The sequence below is a fragment of the Streptomyces violaceusniger Tu 4113 genome (assembly GCF_000147815.2).
GTDB classification, from domain to species: domain Bacteria; phylum Actinomycetota; class Actinomycetes; order Streptomycetales; family Streptomycetaceae; genus Streptomyces; species Streptomyces violaceusniger_A.
The window spans coordinates 7262989-7279641 of record NC_015957.1 but is presented as its reverse complement, the minus strand read 5'-3'; the positions used below and the strand labels follow the sequence as shown (position 1 = coordinate 7279641).

12 protein-coding genes and 4 pseudogenes are annotated in these 16653 nt (G+C 68.1%); 7 read left to right on the top strand and 9 right to left on the bottom strand.

Annotation, left to right across the window (positions count from 1 at the left end; translation table 11 throughout):
• Positions 1–3: 3 nt before the first annotated feature.
• From STRVI_RS46610 to STRVI_RS29670, 6 genes and pseudogenes are all read right to left on the bottom strand, one after another.
• Positions 4–2250, bottom strand: coding sequence for a serine/threonine-protein kinase (locus STRVI_RS46610; RefSeq protein ID WP_014059309.1), 2247 nt, complete (start codon positions 2248–2250; stop codon positions 4–6).
• Complete coding sequence (locus STRVI_RS46605) at positions 2247–3974, bottom strand: serine/threonine-protein kinase (protein WP_014059308.1); 1728 nt, start codon at positions 3972–3974, stop codon at positions 2247–2249. Before STRVI_RS46605 ends, STRVI_RS46610 begins: the two co-directional genes overlap by 4 nt.
• Positions 3975–4173: 199 nt before the next feature.
• Positions 4174–4854: a helix-turn-helix domain-containing protein gene (locus STRVI_RS29685; RefSeq protein ID WP_050993783.1), complete on the bottom strand. Its 681-nt coding sequence runs from the start codon at positions 4852–4854 to the stop codon at positions 4174–4176.
• 568 nt (positions 4855–5422) lie between these two features.
• Positions 5423–5842, bottom strand: a complete 420-nt coding sequence (locus STRVI_RS29680) for a PIN domain nuclease (protein WP_014059307.1) — start codon at positions 5840–5842, stop codon at positions 5423–5425.
• Positions 5839–6051 carry a type II toxin-antitoxin system VapB family antitoxin gene (locus STRVI_RS29675; protein WP_014059306.1) on the bottom strand — a complete coding sequence of 71 codons (213 nt, stop codon included), beginning with the start codon at positions 6049–6051 and terminating at the stop codon, positions 5839–5841. The genes STRVI_RS29680 and STRVI_RS29675 overlap by 4 nt, the downstream gene beginning before the upstream one ends.
• Before the next feature lie 1209 nt (positions 6052–7260).
• Positions 7261–8263: pseudogene (locus tag STRVI_RS29670) on the bottom strand (integrase core domain-containing protein).
• Positions 8264–8468: 205 nt separating this feature from the next.
• Between STRVI_RS29670 and STRVI_RS29665 the strand changes: the two are divergent.
• On the top strand, positions 8469–9251 hold the full coding sequence (locus STRVI_RS29665) for an integrase core domain-containing protein (RefSeq protein WP_251982764.1): 783 nt from the start codon (positions 8469–8471) through the stop codon (positions 9249–9251).
• Positions 9252–9261: 10 nt separating this feature from the next.
• Here STRVI_RS29665 and STRVI_RS48860 read toward each other — a convergent pair.
• Together STRVI_RS48860 and STRVI_RS29655 are read right to left on the bottom strand one after the other, a co-directional pair.
• Positions 9262–9770: pseudogene (locus STRVI_RS48860) on the bottom strand (IS5 family transposase); the annotation flags it as partial.
• Between the two features lie 338 nt (positions 9771–10108).
• Positions 10109–11062 (bottom strand): NADP-dependent oxidoreductase, encoded by a 954-nt coding sequence (locus STRVI_RS29655; RefSeq protein ID WP_014059301.1) that lies wholly within the window; start codon positions 11060–11062, stop codon positions 10109–10111.
• Here STRVI_RS29655 and STRVI_RS29650 point away from each other — a divergent pair.
• From STRVI_RS29650 to STRVI_RS29645, 3 genes and pseudogenes are all read left to right on the top strand, one after another.
• A complete protein-coding gene (locus STRVI_RS29650; protein ID WP_106685740.1) occupies positions 11061–11777 on the top strand; it encodes a TetR/AcrR family transcriptional regulator in 717 nt (238 codons plus the stop codon). The two genes, STRVI_RS29655 and STRVI_RS29650, sit on opposite strands and share 2 nt — an antisense overlap.
• A gap of 111 nt (positions 11778–11888) precedes the next feature.
• Positions 11889–12123 (top strand): annotated as a pseudogene (locus tag STRVI_RS53755) (IS5/IS1182 family transposase); the annotation flags it as partial.
• A 349-nt stretch (positions 12124–12472) separates the two neighbouring features.
• Positions 12473–13372, top strand: coding sequence for a glycoside hydrolase family 16 protein (locus STRVI_RS29645; RefSeq protein ID WP_014059299.1), 900 nt, complete (start codon positions 12473–12475; stop codon positions 13370–13372).
• 72 nt (positions 13373–13444) lie between these two features.
• Here STRVI_RS29645 and STRVI_RS29640 read toward each other — a convergent pair whose 3' ends face one another.
• Positions 13445–13972, bottom strand: coding sequence for an ATP-binding protein (locus STRVI_RS29640; RefSeq protein ID WP_078505440.1), 528 nt, complete (start codon positions 13970–13972; stop codon positions 13445–13447).
• A gap of 155 nt (positions 13973–14127) precedes the next feature.
• Between STRVI_RS29640 and STRVI_RS29630 the strand changes: the two genes are divergently transcribed.
• The 3 genes and pseudogenes from STRVI_RS29630 (at position 14128) to STRVI_RS29625 (ending at position 16535) form a co-directional block, all read left to right on the top strand.
• Complete coding sequence (locus STRVI_RS29630) at positions 14128–14778, top strand: hypothetical protein (RefSeq protein ID WP_014059298.1); 651 nt, start codon at positions 14128–14130, stop codon at positions 14776–14778.
• 257 nt (positions 14779–15035) lie between these two features.
• Positions 15036–15503, top strand: a pseudogene (locus tag STRVI_RS54940) (hypothetical protein); the annotation flags it as partial.
• A gap of 96 nt (positions 15504–15599) precedes the next feature.
• Complete coding sequence (locus STRVI_RS29625; protein ID WP_014059297.1) at positions 15600–16535, top strand: aldo/keto reductase; 936 nt, start codon at positions 15600–15602, stop codon at positions 16533–16535.
• Positions 16536–16653: the final 118 nt, after the last annotated feature.

The window sequence follows — 16653 nt, the reverse complement described above, 5'->3', positions numbered from 1 at the left end:
GGCTCAGTCGGCGATACGCAAGGCGTGAACCGTCTGGTTCTTGCCGTTGTCGTCGCCCCCGGCCACCAGGAACGCGGTGGTGCTATTGGCGGCAAGCACTGTGGGTTTGGGCATGTCGGTGATGGACCAGACCGTCTTGCCGGTGCGGCTGTCGAGCGCCCAGACGCCTCCGTAGGACGCATCGGTGACCAGCACCAGGCCGCCACCAACCGGGCCCCACGTTTCGCCGTACATCTGCTCGTGCGCCCTCCACCGCTGTCTGCCGGTGGCCAGCTCGAGGGCGTACACGGCCTGGTCGGTGTTGCTGCCGCTCGGCTCCGCGCGGTGCGCGCCGCAGAAGTAGACGGTGTCCGCGTCGACGCCGAGGGAGCGCGTGCCGTCCTCGACGAGTGGGGCGCGCCAGCGCTGCTTGCCGGTCGCTGCGTCGAACGCGTAGAAGTACGCGTTGACGTCGGCCCAGCCGACCACGACGGTGTCGCCGGCCACGGCATGGCCGCCGAAGGCGCTAGCGACGTTCAGACGGATGCGCCACAGTTCCTTGCCGGTGTCTGCCGCGAGCGCGAACACGCTCCCATGCGGTGCGCTCGCCGACGGCGCCTGCCCCGAGGTCGCGTACGCGGTCACGAGGACCACCTTCGCGGAGGCCGCCAGGGTGAGCGTCGAGACGGTGCCCTGCGCCAGCAGGGTGGGAAGCGCGGTGCTCCACCGCTGCTTGCCGTCGGCCGCTCCCCGCGCCGCGACCACCGCATGGCTGGAGGCGTCGGCGGTGTACTGCGCGACAGCGGTGACCACGGCGTCGCCCGCGACGGCGAGGCCCATGCCCTCGGAGCCAATGACGGGGTGCCCGACGGGTACGGACCACAGGGTCCGGCCGCCGTGCGCGTCCAGGGCCTTCAGCCGGTCGTCGCCGATGACGAAGACGGCGGTTGCGGAGCGCGTCAGGTGGGCCACCTGGCCCCGGTGTGTCCACCGGGTCTTACCGGTGGCCGTCTCCAGGGCCTGGAGGGGGCCGCTCGGCGGGCCGAGGAGGAGCGTGTCGGCGGTCGCGGTGATCTGCTCCACGCTCTCGCCGCGCAGGGCGTGCGTCCATGTGGTCCGCCCACTCCCGCCGGACTGCCCGGATGTGCCGCGGTCGCGGAGCAGGTACGTCAGCGAGCCACCGAGCGCGCCCGCGGCGAGGGTGGCCCCGCCGATCAGCAGACGGCGGCGCGACGGGCTCACGGCGGGCGCCGTGGGCGACGACAGGGGTGGAGGGGAGATGGGTCGCGGAGGCACGGACGCGGGGGGCGCGGAAGGTGTGGGCACCGCTGTGGCCGTGGGGGCAGCTGCCAGGTCCGCCACGGCCCGGCTCGCCGCGTCCAGGAGAGTGGCCTCGGGGGCCGCGGCGGCCACCGGGACCGGGGCGGGGGCGCCGTCCTCGGGCGTGCCGTCCAGGAACCGGGCGAGCAGTTCCCGGGTGCCGGGGCGCCCCGCCGGGTTCTTCGACAGGCAGGCGGCGATCACGGGGCGCAGCGGCCCGTCGACGCCGGCCAGGTCGGGCTCGGCGTTCAGCACGGCGCTGATGACGGCCGCCACGCTGTCCGCGCCGAACGGCGCCCGGCCGGTGGCCGCGTAGGCCATGGTGACGCCCCACGCAAACATGTCCGTGGCCGGGGTGACCGGCTCGCCGTTCAGCTGCTCCGGCGCCATGTAGGCGGGCGTGCCGATCACCTGGCTGGTGAGGGTGCTGGTGGACTCCAGGACGCGGGCGATGCCGAAGTCGACGACCCGGGGGCCCTCCGGCGGCAACAGGACGTTGGCGGGCTTGAAGTCGCGGTGTACGATCCCGGCGCGGTGCACCGCCACCAGCGCAGCCAAGGTGCCGATCGCCAGCCGGGCCAGCGCCGCGCCGCGCTGCGGTCCGTGCGCCCGGACGTACTCCAGCAGCGAGGGCCCCTCGATGAACTCGCTGACGACATACGGCTGGGTGCCCTCGATGTCTGCGGTCAGCACCTGCGCGGTGCTGTAGGACGCGACGCGCCGGGCGCTCTCGACCTCCCGCGCGAAGCGGGCCCGCGCCCTGGGATCGGCGCCGAACGAGGCGTGCAGCAGCTTAACGGCGACCTTCTGGCCACCGGAGCCGTACCCGAGGTAGACGACGCCCTGGCCGCCCTGGCCGAGCCGGCCCGCAAGGCGGTAGCCGGCGATGGCCCGCGGGTCGCCGGAGTGCAGTGGGGAGACTCCGGGCGCCCCGTCGCCCGCCGGGATCATCGGATGCACCCCGTGCAGTTCTTGAGGCTGTTCACCAGGGAGCGGGCCACGGTCTCGGCCTGTTTCCGCACCGCCGGCTCCGATGTGGGGAGCATCCGCTTACCGGTGTTCGCGCCCGAGCTGTACTTCACCATGATCTCGGCGTTGGCGAGGCGGGCGTCGATCTCGACGACTTCGGGGTCGTAGTGGGCCCCGTCCTTCGCAAGTTCGTGGTGGGAGAGGACGACCGCCTCGTCGCCGATCCCTCTCAGCTCCGTGGTCGGACCGTAGTACATCACGTAGCCGCCGCCGAGGTCATGGGTGCGGTTGGCCTTCGACGCGAAGTCGTGCCGGGTGGAGGTCACATCGGCCGCGGCCCGCCGCACTCCGTCGGTGGGGGCGCCGTCGACCAGGTCCGCGTCCTTCAGGTCGAGCTGGACGGAGACCCCGATGCTCAGCTGCCGCCAGATCGGGGAGGAGTCGCCGGTGCGCTCCCAGGCGCAGCCCGCCCGGAAGTACGTCGCCTTGTTCTCGGGGCCCGCGCCGTCCCGGTCAACCGACGCCTCCGGCACCAGCTTTTGCACGGTCGCCGCCGGGACCATCCGGCAGCCGCTGTCGGTCAGCGACGTGTACTTCTGCTGCCCGCTGCCGCCGCCCAGCCACCAGACGCCGACGCCCGCGAGCACGGCCAGCACGGCCACGGCCCCGGCGGGCACCAGCCACCGCCGGCGCCTGCCACCGCTCTCCGCTACGGCGCCGGTCGGCACCGTGGGCACAACGGCAGGCGGGGGCGGGGCGGGGGGCAGCATGCGGGTGACGGTGGCCGCCGACGGGTCGGCCGCAGCAGCGCTCGCCGGCGGGGCGGCAGGAGCGGTGTCGACGGCGGTGGCCGTCGGTGCGGGCGGCACGCTCGGAGTGCTCTCCGGCGCGTCGCCCGCCGGCTCACCCAGCACCCGGTCGAGCACCTCGCGGATCCCGGGCCGCGCCGTGGGATCCTTCGCCAGGCAGACCGCGACGACACCGGCCAGCGGCGCGGACAGGCCCGACAGGTCCGGCTCCGCGGTCAGAACGCGGGTTATCACGGCGGCGACGGTGTCGTTACCGAACGGCGGGGAGCCGGTAGCCGCGTAGACCATCGTGCAGGCCCAGGCGAAGACGTCCGCCGCCGGGCCGACGGTGCCCCTGCCGAGCTGCTCGGGCGCCATGTAGGCGGGGGTGCCGACGGCGCCCGCGGTGAGGGTGGCCGTGCTGTCCAGGGCGCGGGAGACACCGAAGTCGATCACGCGGGGGCCGTCGGGGCCGAGCAGGACGTTCCCCGGCTTGAAGTCACGGTGCACGACCCCGGCGTGGTGGATCGCGGCGAGCGCCATCGCCGTGCCCACCGCGAGGCGCTCCAGGACGCCGCCGCTGCGTGGCCCCTGTTCGACCACCAGCTTCTGCAGCGAGGGCCCGTCGACGTACTCGCTCACCACGTACGGGCGGTCACCGGTCACGTCGGCGTCCAGCACCTGTGCCGTGCCGAAACCGGCGACCCGTTTGGCGGCGGCCAGCTCCTGCAGGAACCTGCGACGCGCCTCCCGATCGCCGGCCTGCCGGGCGTGCAGCACCTTCACGGCGACCTGATTGCCGGACCGGTCACGGCCGAGGAAGACGACGCCCTGTGCTCCCTCACCGAGCCTGCCCTCCAGCCGGTAGCCGGACAACTCCCTGGGATCCCCCGCCTGCAACGGAGCAGCTTGCAGCATCCCCACCCTCCCGATGGCCGATTCAGCCGGGCAAAGTCTAGGCCTCCCGGCTGGCCACCATCGCCTGGGTGTCCCACAAGGCGTAGTCCAGGTGTCCTTTCGGAGCCCTCCAAGTAGCTGTGCTCTGCGAGTAGTTGGGGACGGTGAAGCGACTCGCGCCGAGGGCGAGCCGTGGGGGGTGCGCGTTGTAGTGCCTCTGCTATGTGGTCAGCACCTGGCGCGCGTGAGCTTCGCCGAGGATGAGTATGTGGTCCAGGACTTCTCGGCGAAGGGTGCTGACCACGCGTTCGCGGTGGGCGTTGGCCTTCGGTGCGCGGACCGGTGTTTTGATGATCTTGATGTCCTCGGCCTGGAACGAGGCGTCAATGGCGTCGGTGTATTTGCTGTCGCGGTCCCGGATGAGGAAGCGCGGCGAGTCCATGCGTGTGCCCAGGTCGGTGGCGAGGTTGCGGGCCTGCTGGGTGGCCCGGGCAGCGGTCGGGTGTGCGGTGACGCCGGCGATGTGCAGGCGCCGGGTGCGGTGCTCGGGAAAGACCAGGGCGTACAGGCGGTGCAGGTTGATGGTGTCGATGTGGAGGTAGTCGCAGGCGATGAGGCCGGTGGTCTGCGTAGAGGGGAACTCGTGCCAGGTTGGGGCAGTGTGGCGGGGTGCGGGGTCGATTCCTGCGGTGTGGAGGATCTGCCAGAGGGTGGAGGCGGCGATCGGGTGTCCGAGCTGGGTCAGTTCACCTTGAATCCGGCGGTGGCCCCATCGGCTGTTCTCGTGGGCGAGGCGCAGTACGAGGTTCTTGACGGCGGCCTGCGTGGGCGGTCGTCCGGGACTGCGGCGTTGTCGGGAGTAGTCCCATCGGCGGGCGACGAGCTTGCGGTGCCAGGCCAATAGCGTGCTGGGCGCGATGGGGGAAACCTTTGGCCCAGCGGGGGCGGGGGATCAGTGAGGACAGGGAGGTGAATCCACAGGCGGTCCGCGGGTTCGTACCGTACTCGTCCTTGTAGTTGGCGTCGTAGCACAGCGTTTTCGTGCCGGAGGACGAGAAGTTCGGCCTCCTTCGAGGTGTCCCGCCGCAGAAGCACCGCCGGGACGGCGAGAAGGCGTCGAGTCACCTGGTACAGAAGCGACACGATCATCGCATCATGGTCGCAGCTCTCTGCACGCTGAGTGGGGCGTTTGACCAGCAGCGATGCATAACCGAGCCCCACAGGAACCAGCGACACCTGCTGCACGTGCTCCGCGAGTTCGAAGCGTTCCACAACAGTCATCGCCCCCACCGAACCCTGGATCAGGCCAGTCCGCTCCGCCCGCTCCCCCAACCGATCACCGAACCAGCTCAGATCAGACGCCTGGAGATCCACTGACAAGATCGGCTCGGTGGCACCCTCCACGCGCACCATGCAGCCTGACCTGGGCGGATGATTATTCGGCACCCGCAGCGTCCTGGGCAGTGAAGTCAGTGGTCCGCTGTGCCTGCCTCCGTGACCCACTTCATGGGCTGGCCTGTTATGGCGGCGATCATGTCGTAGTCCTGGTCGTAGTGCAGCACGGTCACCGCATGTCGTTCGGCTGCTGCGGCGATCAGCAGGTCAGGCATGGACAGTGCGCGGTGGTTGCCTTTGGTGATGGCCTGTCGCTGGATGTCTTTGGCCCGGTCCCACACTTCGTCGGGCATCGGCAGGTAGTCGAAGCCGGACAGGAACCAGTGCAGGCGCTTCGCGTCGTTGTCGTTGCGTGCGGAGTACATCACCTCCATCTCGACCGGTCCACACACAGCCAGTACGCCATCCTCGTGGAGTGGGTCGAGGACCTCGGCCACCTTCGGCTTGCGCCATCGCTGGAGGGCGGAGTTGTCGATCAGGAAGCGCTCACTCACGCCACGTTCCTGCTGTCGGGCTCCGTCCGGCTGTCGTAGGTCAGGTCCAGGTCGCCGGACTTGATCGCGTCGATGCCCTCCTGTCGCAGCCGACGCTTGACAGCTTCCTCCATGGCCATGCGCACAGCCTTGGCCTTCGTCTTCACGCCGTACAGGCGCATGGCGTGTTCCACCATCTCATCGTCGAGATCGATCATGGTGCGCGACATCGAAAACTCCTTTCGTCGGGGACGGTGGCCTTCAAAATGATAGCAGTATGAGGCGTTGAAGTGGTGTCGTTTGAGGGTTGATGGTCGTGCGGGTGTCGCTGCGGCCTTGCGCGCGCGCAAAGCCGCATAGCGGGCTCCGTTTGATGATCAAGGCTGCGGCCTGGGCGTATGAATGGCTGGCACTAACGGTGTTCGTTGAGTGCGCCGCACCCCGTAGATCGTCCAGGGGTTCGGTTTCCTCGACTCCTGCTCCGGGAGCGCGTGGGACGACTCCCGTGAGGCGCTGAGGATGTTGGGCGGGTGTGATTCCAGGCTGGTGATGTCGGAAGAGGAGCGATCGGATTCGGGGCGGCTGTAAGTTCCCCGGGGGCGTTGTGTGGAGTGAAGGTGTGCGGTTCATGACGGCATCCGGGTCGGCGGATGGTCATGGTGTTGGAGTGAAGCGTTGCGGCGGCAGGAGGGACGTGTTCGGGGGTCGGGCGTTGGGAGCGGTGTTCTCTTGCTCTGTACGGCGGTGTACGGCTTCGAGGCGGTCTGCTATAGACCGATACCGATCGTTGCGGAGAGTTGCCGCGCGGCTGGGGGTCAAGGGGTCGCAGGTTCAAATCCTGTCGTCCCGACCAGCATTTTCCCAGGTCGGAGGCCGTTTCCGCGAGTAGCGGAGGCGGCCTTAACCGTTTCCGGGCTGGGAGCAAGTGGGAGCCCTCTGGGAGCCCTCGTGCTCCCAACTCGCAGACGTGTCAACGGTGCCCGATTCGTCCGTCACCCGACCCGGTAGACCTATAGCGCCGTACCGCGCCCCTGCACGTCGTCGTCAAACGTAGGTCCCTGGGGTCACCCCATCGCTTCAGGTGCTCTCTGCGTCGAGAGGTATAAGGACCCCTTGTCGGCTCTTGAGTACCTTTCGCGGTGGGAGCCTGGTGTCGCGCTCCCCGTGCGACGGGAGAGGGGAGGCTGCTGGTGATCTCTCCAGATTGGTTTCCGCAGGCAGGGTGCGTGCGGGTGTCCTGGCCGCCACGGGAGGCCTGTATCAAGGGGCGGTAAAGCCCCTTGGCGTCTGTTGGCAGATAGGGCACTCCCAGGGCGTGAGCGCCGTATCGGGCTGTACGGCGCGGTCGTGAGACGGTCGGCTGGAGGGTCGGCGTGATAAATAGTGTGCCAAGCATCGACCGGTGACTGTGCCCTTGCCGGAAACCTTATCCGTGCAGGTCACGCCGCATGCCGGTATTCGTGGAGGACGCCGCCGAGGCGATCGCGTCGACGTATGGCGAGACGGGCTAACGTGTCCGGATCGTCGATCGGTGGGGGCAGGGGGTGCAGCGGTCTGGCGTTGGCGATGCCCTGGTGTGGTCGGTGTCTGTTGTAGAACTGCTCGAACTCCCGCAGGGTGTGGAGGAGGTGTCGCTGGTTCCAGATCAACGTCCGGTCCAGGAGCTCGCGGCGACAGGTCTGTATCCACCTTTCAATGATCGAGTTCATCCTTGGCATCTGGATGCCGCTGAGCACGACGTCGATCCCCGCGTCCTTGAGGACGGCATCGAACAGTTCGGGGAACTTCCCGTCTCTGTCTCGGATCATGAACCGTGCCCGGCAGCTGAGGTCTTCGAGGTCCATGACGAGGTTCTTCGCCGCTTGCGCTACCCAGGAGGCGGTGGGATGCGTGGTGGCGCCCAAGACGCGGATCCGGCGACTGCCGTGTTCGATCACGACGAGCACGTACATCCGCATCCCCGACAGGGTGACTGTTTCCATGAAGTCGCAGGCCAGCAGGGCATCAGCCTGAGTGCGAAGGAAGGTGGCCCAGGTACTGGAGTTCCGCTCGGGCGCTGGGTCGATGCCGGCATCCTTCAGGATTTCCCAGACGGTGGACGCGCGGGCGCACAGTGCGCGGCCGTCCCGGGCGTTTGGGGCGGCAGGAGGAGGCATGGCGGCGTGCGACGAGGTTGCGGTGCCAACGCAGCACCGTGTCGGGGCGGACGAGTAGCCGTAACTGTCGCAGGACGTGCAGTGGCAGCCGGTGCAACAGCGCCGCCAGGTACGCTCGATCGCTCGGCGTGAACCGGATCTTGCTCTTGCCGAGTTGGTGTTCCAGCACGGTGATCTGGTGGCGCAGGGCGAGTATCTCCGCATCCTTGTCCCGGTCGGTCATCGGCAGCAGGCACAGCATCGCGAACGCGTTCGTCACACCCAGGTAAGCCAGTCGGAGCAGCACGATCGATCATCATGGCGCGCTGACGGCAGCTGCGCGAGAGCGCCAACTCAAGTGACCGCGGCCAGATTTCGGGAAGCGCGATGCACCGGCTCCCACCAGGACGGATGAGGTTTCCGGCAAGGGCAGTGCTGGAAGTGGCGCCAGACGGCGGGGCGGACCCGGTCGGCCACCGTTGCCGGAAGAGACGGTCGTGCTCATCCAGCGCTTGGCGAGAGAGAACCCGACCTGGGGGTACGTCAGGATTGAAGGTGAGCTGCGGCGGCTCGGTCATCGGGTCGCCGCCGCCACGATCCGGCGCGTCCTGCGCCGCTCCGGTCTACCGCCCGCGCCGCAGCGCGCCTCGCAGCAGACCTGGCGTTCCTTCCTGCGCTCGCAGGCCCACACGCTGCTCGCCTGCGATTTCATGCACGTGGAGACCGTCTTCCTCAAGCGTCTCTATGTCTTCTTCGTCATGGAGATCGCCACCCGGCGTGTCCATGTCCTGGGCGTCACCGCCCATCCGACCGGCACATGGGTCACCCAACTCGCCCGCAATCTGCTCATGGATCTCGGCGGCAGGGCTGGGTGCTTCCGGTTCCTCATCCGTGACCGGGACAGCAAGTTCGCCACCGCGTGCGACGCCGTCTTCGCCGGCAGCGGCACAGCCGTCATCCCGGCACCGCCGCAAAGCCCACGGTCCAACGCATTCGCCGAACGATGGATACGCACAGTCCGTACCGAGTGCACCGACCGCCTCCTGATCACCGGCGAACGGCACCTGCGTACTGTCCTCAACCAGTACGCCGAGCATTACGACGCGGGGCGGGCTCACCGTAGCCTCGGCCTACGTGCCCCTGACGACGACCCGAACGTCATTCCTCTTCCGGCTGCCATGGTCAGGCGCCGCCAGGTACTTGGCGGACTGCTCAACGAGTACCACACCACGTCACCCCGGCTGCCTCACCATCCACGCGAAACGCCCAGCTCAGCAGCCGGATCGGAATATTGACACCCTTCACCCGGATCGGTGGGACCGCGTCCAGCAGCGGCAGAAGCTGGGTGACGTCATGCCGGTTGCCGCCGGTGAGCGTGACGGCGAGCGGGGTCCCGTGACGGTCGACGATCACATGGTGTTTCGAGCCGGGGCGGGCCCGGTCGACGGGCGAGGGGCCGACGTGATCCCCCCTTTGAGGGCCCGGACGTGCGAGCCGTCCACGGCGCAGTCGTCCAGGTCCAAGAGGTCGTTGCGGCGCAACTCGCTGAGCAGGGCGGCGTGCAGGCGAGGCCATACACCGGCTTCGGTCCAGTCCCGCAGCCGACGCCAGGCCGTCACCCCGGAGCAGCCCACCGTCTCCGCGGGGACATCGCGCCAGGCGACACCGGTCCGCAGCACGTGCAGGATGCCGGCGAGCGCCGCCCGGTCCGCAACACGCAACCGTCCGGGGTAGCGGTGGCGTCGCTCGGGAGCGGGCGGCAGCAGCGGAGCAACCCGCTCCCACAGGTCGTCAGGAACAAGATCAGCACGCACCCCGGACACACTGCCCGACCAAGATCGACGAGCGCAATGCCCATGTCGACCGAGATCATCACGTTCGCCACCCAACTCATAACGATCCTTGGACTGGAACGGCCAGTGCTCTCGCCGGCACTTTCCGAGCAGGTGGCTCAGGGGCCAGCCTGCGGAACATCATTCTGGAACGATCAGTAAGTGTGAGCACGGCAGATCTGAGGAAGTACAGGCATGCGGGTGAGCGCCTAGGAGCGGGTGGCTTACTGGGTGGGGCGCTGGGTGTTTTGCCCCGGTCCGCGCACCAGAGATTCCGTTAGCTAGCGGGAATCAGGGATGTTGGTCTCGCCTGACCAGCGTCAGAGGCCAGGCGTGAGTGCCGTGAGATCGATGACGGTCTTCCCGCGGCGGGGGCCTGTCCCCGCCGCCGCGTGTGCTTCGGCCGCCTGGCTGGCAGGGAAGACCGCCTGGACCGGTACGTGGAACAGCCCCTTTTCGGCGAGATCCGCAGCGACGGCGAGTCCGTGGCGCCCGTCGGGCTGGCCGCCGAACTGGCCGAGGGAGAGGCGCACCTCACGGCTGGGGCCGGTGAAATCCGCCAGGGTGACCACCGACTGAGGTCCGTTGGTGAGACTGATGAGTTCATCGAGCGAGCCAGCTCCGGCCACGTCGAGCGCGCGGTCGACGCGTGAGATGCCCAGCGCGCGAACCCGCTCGGGCAGGCCAGGCCCGTAGGGCAGGGGGGTCGCGCCGAGACCGGAGAGGAATTCTTCGCTGCCGGGGCGGCCGGTCCCGACGACACGGGCTCCGCGAGCCACGGCCAGCTGCAGGGCGATGCTCCCGACACCACCCGTCGCGCCGTCGATCAGCAATGTCGTGTCCATCTCCTCGCGCACGCCGAGCAGGTCCAGAGCACGGGTCGCCGTCTCCACGCTCGTCCCGGCGGCACCTGCCTCCTCCCAGGACAAAGCGGCCGGCTTCACCGCCCAGAACGCCAGGACGGCGAACTGCGCGCTCGCCCCGCCCAGTCGGGCGACATCGACGGCGCCGAACACTTCGTCCCCGATGGCAAAGCCTTCGACGCCCTCGCCGAGCTCGTCGATCACGCCGGCCGCGTCCACGCCAGGGATGTGGGGCAGGGCAAGGCTGTCGCGTGAGGGTGATTCACCGGCCCGCAGCGCGAGGTCGACCGGCGAAACCGCGCTGGTGCGGACCGCGATGCGCACCTCGCCCGGGCCTGGGTGCGGCTCGGGCGCGGAGCGGACGCCGAGTACGTCGGGAGAACCGAAACGGTCGAACTGTACTGCTTGCATGATCACCTCTCCGGCCCGGAATTTCCGGGCGCTGCCTTACGGTAAACATGGATGTGGAGCAGGTGTTCCGTATCAGGCTGAAGTGAGAATCGCGGAGATCGAAGTGACTCGGAAACCACGCATGGACGCGGAGCTCAACCGTCGCCGTATCATCGCCATCGCCCGCGCCGCCTTCGCCGACGTAGGGCTCGACCTGCCGATGCGGGAGATCGCCCGCCGCGCCGGTCTGGGCATTGCCACGGTCCATCGGCACTTCCCGGCACGCACCGACCTCGTCACGGCGGCGCTCGCTGAGCTTGTCGCGGAATGCCGTGAGGACATGCAGGCATCTCTGGACGAGCCCGATCCCTGGCGCGCGCTCAGCGGCGCCGTACATAGCTTCGCGGAGCACCGGTTGCAGGACCGCGGGCTGAATGAGGCTCTGTTCGGTTCCCACCCGGCGGCGGCAGCCTTCGCTGTCGACCGCCGCGAACAGGCACGGGCAATGGAGCAGCTCGTAGACCGCGCCCGCGAGGCCGGTGCAGTGCGTCCGGACGTCACAGTGGAGGACGTACGCGTATGCCTCGGCGCCATTGCCTCGTTCCGTCTGGCGCATTCCGCCACAGACCTTCAGCGACTCGTCGAACTCCTCCTGATCGGGCTGGCAGCGGACGACAGCACATCCCCCGGGATCAGCGCACGGCTTCACCGCACACATCGACAAGCCATACCGTGAGGGCGGGGTTGATCTGCTGTGCTTGCGTGCCGGCCGAGGCCAGCCGGCATGTGTGGGTGCTGAGGAGCGCGCAGGGATATTCGCTTCTGGGGTGGTTTGATGGGCCGGTATTACCGCCGTCACCTCCGGGCCCGGGGCATCACACCGAAGATCGCCCGCAAGGCCACCGCCCACGGCTCCGGCCTGGGTAAGACTCGCTGGGTCCTCGAGCGCACCTTTGCCCGGTTTCACCAGGTCAAACGGCTACGAACCCATACGCGCCGATCTCCACGACGGCCTGCTCCAACTCGCTTGCAGCATCATCTGCTTGCGACGACTCCGCACCTCATTCTGGAACGATCAGTAAGAGGACGCCGCCCGGGTCCTGGCCGACGACATTCGCGCTGGTCGCGGCGGCGGCCCACCACGGATACCGGCCTCCGAGGTCATCGCCGACTATGACCGCTCCGCTACCGCCACGCCGGTTCCCTGCCCCATTCCTGCTCGCCTCGGGCGTGGCCGCCGCCGCACGGTCGGTGCTGCTCACGGTGTCGCGGTGGGCATCCTGATGCACCTCGTCGAACCTGTCTAGACCATTGACAAGTGGCGGGCGACGCTACAGCCTGTGGGCCCTGAGCGCTCTGCGGGGGCCAGGCCCAGAAGTGTCTTGCCCCAGGCTTGGCACCAGGTAACAGCCGCAACCTGTGAGGAGTGTTATGAAGACCCGAGCGTTATGCACCGGACGCCCGTCGGCGGTGGCAGCCGCGGCCGCGGTCGCTTTCGTCGTCGGAATATCCCCCGCCAGCGCCGCACCACGCGTGGAGAACTGGACTGGCGACTCGCCCTATTTCTCCAGCACGGGAGCCCCAGGCGGCAGCTCGTCCGTGGTCTCCCACCCCGCGGCCGACGACGGGAAGGCCCTGCGCATGCAGCTCGAGCCGCGGCCGACTCCAGGCCCCGGGGGCGCGGTGGAGATCGCCAGTAACGACAAGAGCTACGGTTACGGCACTTACGGCACGCGCATCCGTACAGCGGACTGTACCGGTCAGGGCCGCGTCGGGGTGGTCACGGGAACGTTCACCTACTCCTCGGACCATTCCGACGCCAATGGCAACGGAGTGCCGGACAACGACGAGATCGATGTGGAAGTCCTGTGTGCCCAGCCACATGTCCTGTGGCTGACGATCTGGACCGATTACAGCGACGCCACCGGAGCAGTGCGCAAGATCTCCCGGGCGATAGACATGCGCACCGGGCGCGTCCTCTACAACTGCTACGTCACGCAGCTTGGCGGGGATTGCGCGGACCCGGTGGAGGGCGAGAACACCCCGGCGAGTGTCACGCCGATCGAGGGTTTCAACGCGGCGACCCAGTTCCACGCGTACATGTTCGACTGGCAGCCTGGTTCGGTGACCTTCTGGACGCACAACGACGACGGCAGCAAGAACGTCCTGTGGGACTACCGAGGACCAGCGAACCGAATCCCTCATAAGCCCTCGGCATTCATGCAGAATGTGTGGCACACGGATTCGTGGGACCCGCTGGACGGACCGGCTCACGATCAGCCTCAGGCTGCCACGACCGCTTACATCGACTCGACAACCCTGCCGCGCTAGGAGTTGTTTCCCCTCGCGGATCACGGCGCACGGTCAACAAGCTCACTGCTCAAGTGCCAGACCTGCGGTGCGTCAGCCTGGATCTGATGGGCCGTCTCGGGTCAACAGTTCCAGCCAGACCGTCTTGCCGCGGCCGCTGGGTGAGCTGCCCCACGCCGTGGCGAGGCTGTCGACGATGATGAGACCGCGCCCGTGCTCGGCCTGTGCATTTTCCTCTTCAGTGGCTGAGAGTGAGGAAGGCACCGGAGGTGACACGCCAGAGTCCCTGACTTCCAGGCGTATGTGGTCCGGGTAGTCGCGCAGCCGCAGTTCAACGTCGCTGTCGGCATGGATCAGCGCGTTCGTCACCACCTCTGATGCCATGAGTTCCAGATCGTCCATCATCGCGTCACGGCCCCAAGTGCGCAGATTGTCACGCATGAAATGACGTGTCTCCCGGACTCCTTGCAGATCATGCCGCTGGATCTCCATCCGGCTGATCCGGTGCTGCGGGTCCAGCGTCGCTCTTTTGCAGCGGGCGAGGAGCAGTACGGCGTCGTCATAGCGCTCAGCGGGCCTGGGCGCCGTGGCGATCAGCCCTGCCCTTGCCGGAAATCTCATCCGTGCAGGTCACACGCTGCGTGTCGGGAACACCCCGCGTGCGCCCCTGGCATAGCCAACGTTATAGCGTTTCGTGCACCGTTCGACTTTGTTGCCCGTCGTAGCGACTGACGGGCAACAAGCCGAGGGCACGCACGTGTAAGGAGCAGAAAGTCATGGCACGACCAGAGTCCGGTAAGAGGTTCATTGGCTGGGCCGCCGCGGCCACGTTGCTGGCGGCGGCGCCGCTCATGGCGGCGTGCTCGGGCGGCTCGCAGTCCTCTTCCGTATCGCAAAGCAGCAGCGCCTCTCCATCGGCCGACACATCGAACGACTCCGACGCCTCGTCGGGGGACGGCTCCAGGGCACAGGAGGGCGGCCAGTCCACCGTGCCCTCCGCGGTCGGCGCCTGGGTCAGCGCGGTCATCGAGAAGGACGCGAAGCGGGTGTGCCTGCTCTCCGCGGTGCCGGGCGGCGGCTCGACCCCGAAGGCCGCCACCTCCCAGACGTGCAACGCGTCGATGACGGAGAAGCTGGGCCCCGGTTTGGATGCCATGAGTCAGGCGTTCTCGCCGCAGAACGTCTCCGGCAAGCCGACGGTGAAGGTCGACGCGCCCACCCCCAAGGGCGACGAGGCAGTCGTCCCGGCGTCCAAGATCACCGTCGACGGAAAGCCCCTGCGGGCGATCATGCTGTCCCACTCGAACGGCGACGACCCGAAGTCCTTCAAGTCCAATGTGAAAACCGACAAGATCGATGGGAAGTGGTACATCGGCGACTTCAACATGGGTAACGGTAATCAAACACTTCGGCCTCAAGGGCAGTAGCTGAGGCGTGGCGTGATCTCCCGGCCGTCCAGGAGCGCGTCGGCGTCGGCGTCGCGGCCCGCGGCGGGAGCGGATGGGCGGGATGCCGCCGGCCTCGGTCTGCAGACCACCGGCTGCAGGCCGAGGCCGGCGTGGGTGTTCCCGGCGGAGACCTCCAGCAGAGAGCGGGAATCCGCTGCGGTCGCGGTTTCAGATCATGTCCCACATGGTGAGGCGGAAGTAGCGTTCGTAGCAGCACAGGGCAGCGGCGAGACCGACTGGTGGTCTTCTCGGACAGCGCAGTGATCGCCGGCGCGGCGGTCTTCTTCTGGGGGCTGGGCGCATCACTGGGCTTTCCCGTCGCCTTGTCCGCGGCGGGCGGCTCCGGGCCCGACCAGACAGCACGTGTCGGCCTGGTGTCGACCATCGGGTACGTGGCCTTTCTCGTGGGGCCCCCGAGCCTGGGATTCCTCGGCGACCACTACGGACTGCGCACCGCCATGGTCGCCGTTGTCGCCTGCGTCACCACGGCGGTGTTCGTGGCTCCCGCAGTAGGTGGCGGCGCTGTGCGGTCGACGGATGCCGCCAGTGAGAGCGAGTCCATGCGGGGCTTGAAAACAAGTGACCGACCGACGAAGGCGTGGAGAGAGCGAGTTCCCGCTTCGACGGCTGCTCCCGGGTGTCGTGAACCCGATCCCCGGTGCATCCCGTCCCGCGAGTATCCGGGACTCGCTGCTCGCCGCTGAGTTCGCGCTCGCCGCCGATGGACCCTCCGCCCCCTCAAGTACAGAGTGGCCCTCGCCTTGTACCGTGCGGACCTGAACATCTGAAAGGAAACCGTCGTGAAGACCTTCACCATGCCCGGCACCGACATCCTCGCCCCGAACGTCGTGCTCGGCCTGATGCGTATCGCCGACAAGACCGACGAGGACGTCCGCGAACTCGTCCGCACCGCGCGCGACGCGGGCATCGACTTCGTTGACCACGCCGACATCTACGGCGGCGAGCTGCACGCTTGTGAACGCCGCTTCGCCGACGCGATGGCGCTGAGCCCGTCGCAGCGCGACGAGATCACGATCCAGACCAAGGCGGGAATCGTGACGGACGGGCCGTACTACGACTTCTCTTACGAGCACATCGTCACATCGGTCGAGGGCTCACTCGCGGCCCTGCGGACTGACCGCATCGACATCCTGCTGCTGCACCGCCCCGACGCGCTTGTCGAGCCTGAAGAGGTGGCCCGCGCCTTCGATGAGCTCGAATCCTCGGGCAAGGTGCGCGCCTTCGGTGTCTCGAACCACACCCCACGCCAGATCGACCTGCTGCGCAGGTACGTGCGTCAGCCCATCGTGGCCAACCAGCTTCAGCTCTCGATCACACACGCGCCGATCATCGCTCAAGGGGTCGCTGCGAACATGCTCACGGAGCAGCAGTCGGCCACCCTCGACGGCGGAGGGATCGTCGACTACTGCCGTCTGAACGACATCACCATCCAGGCGTGGTCTCCCTTCCAGGCCGGTTTCTTCACGGGTGTCTTCCTCGGCTCGCCGGACTACCGCGAGCTCAACGCCGTCATTGACCGCCTCGCCGGCCAGTACGACGTCCCCGCCATCGCGATCGCAACTGCCTGGATCGCCCGCCACCCCGCTCAGATGCAGGTCGTGCTCGGCACCACCAACCCGGAGCGCGTCGCGGGCGCCGCCCAGGGCTCCGAACTTCCCCTCACCCGGGCCGAGTGGTACGAACTGTTCCGCGCCGCGGGCCACCTCGTGCCCTGAAATTCCGGATGCGGGTCACCACCTGATCATCTGGAACGGACCCCATTTCAGAGTGGCCCTGTAACTCTGCGCTTGCCGAAAATGTCATCGGCCCTGGTGGGAGGTGGTGCGCGCGGTG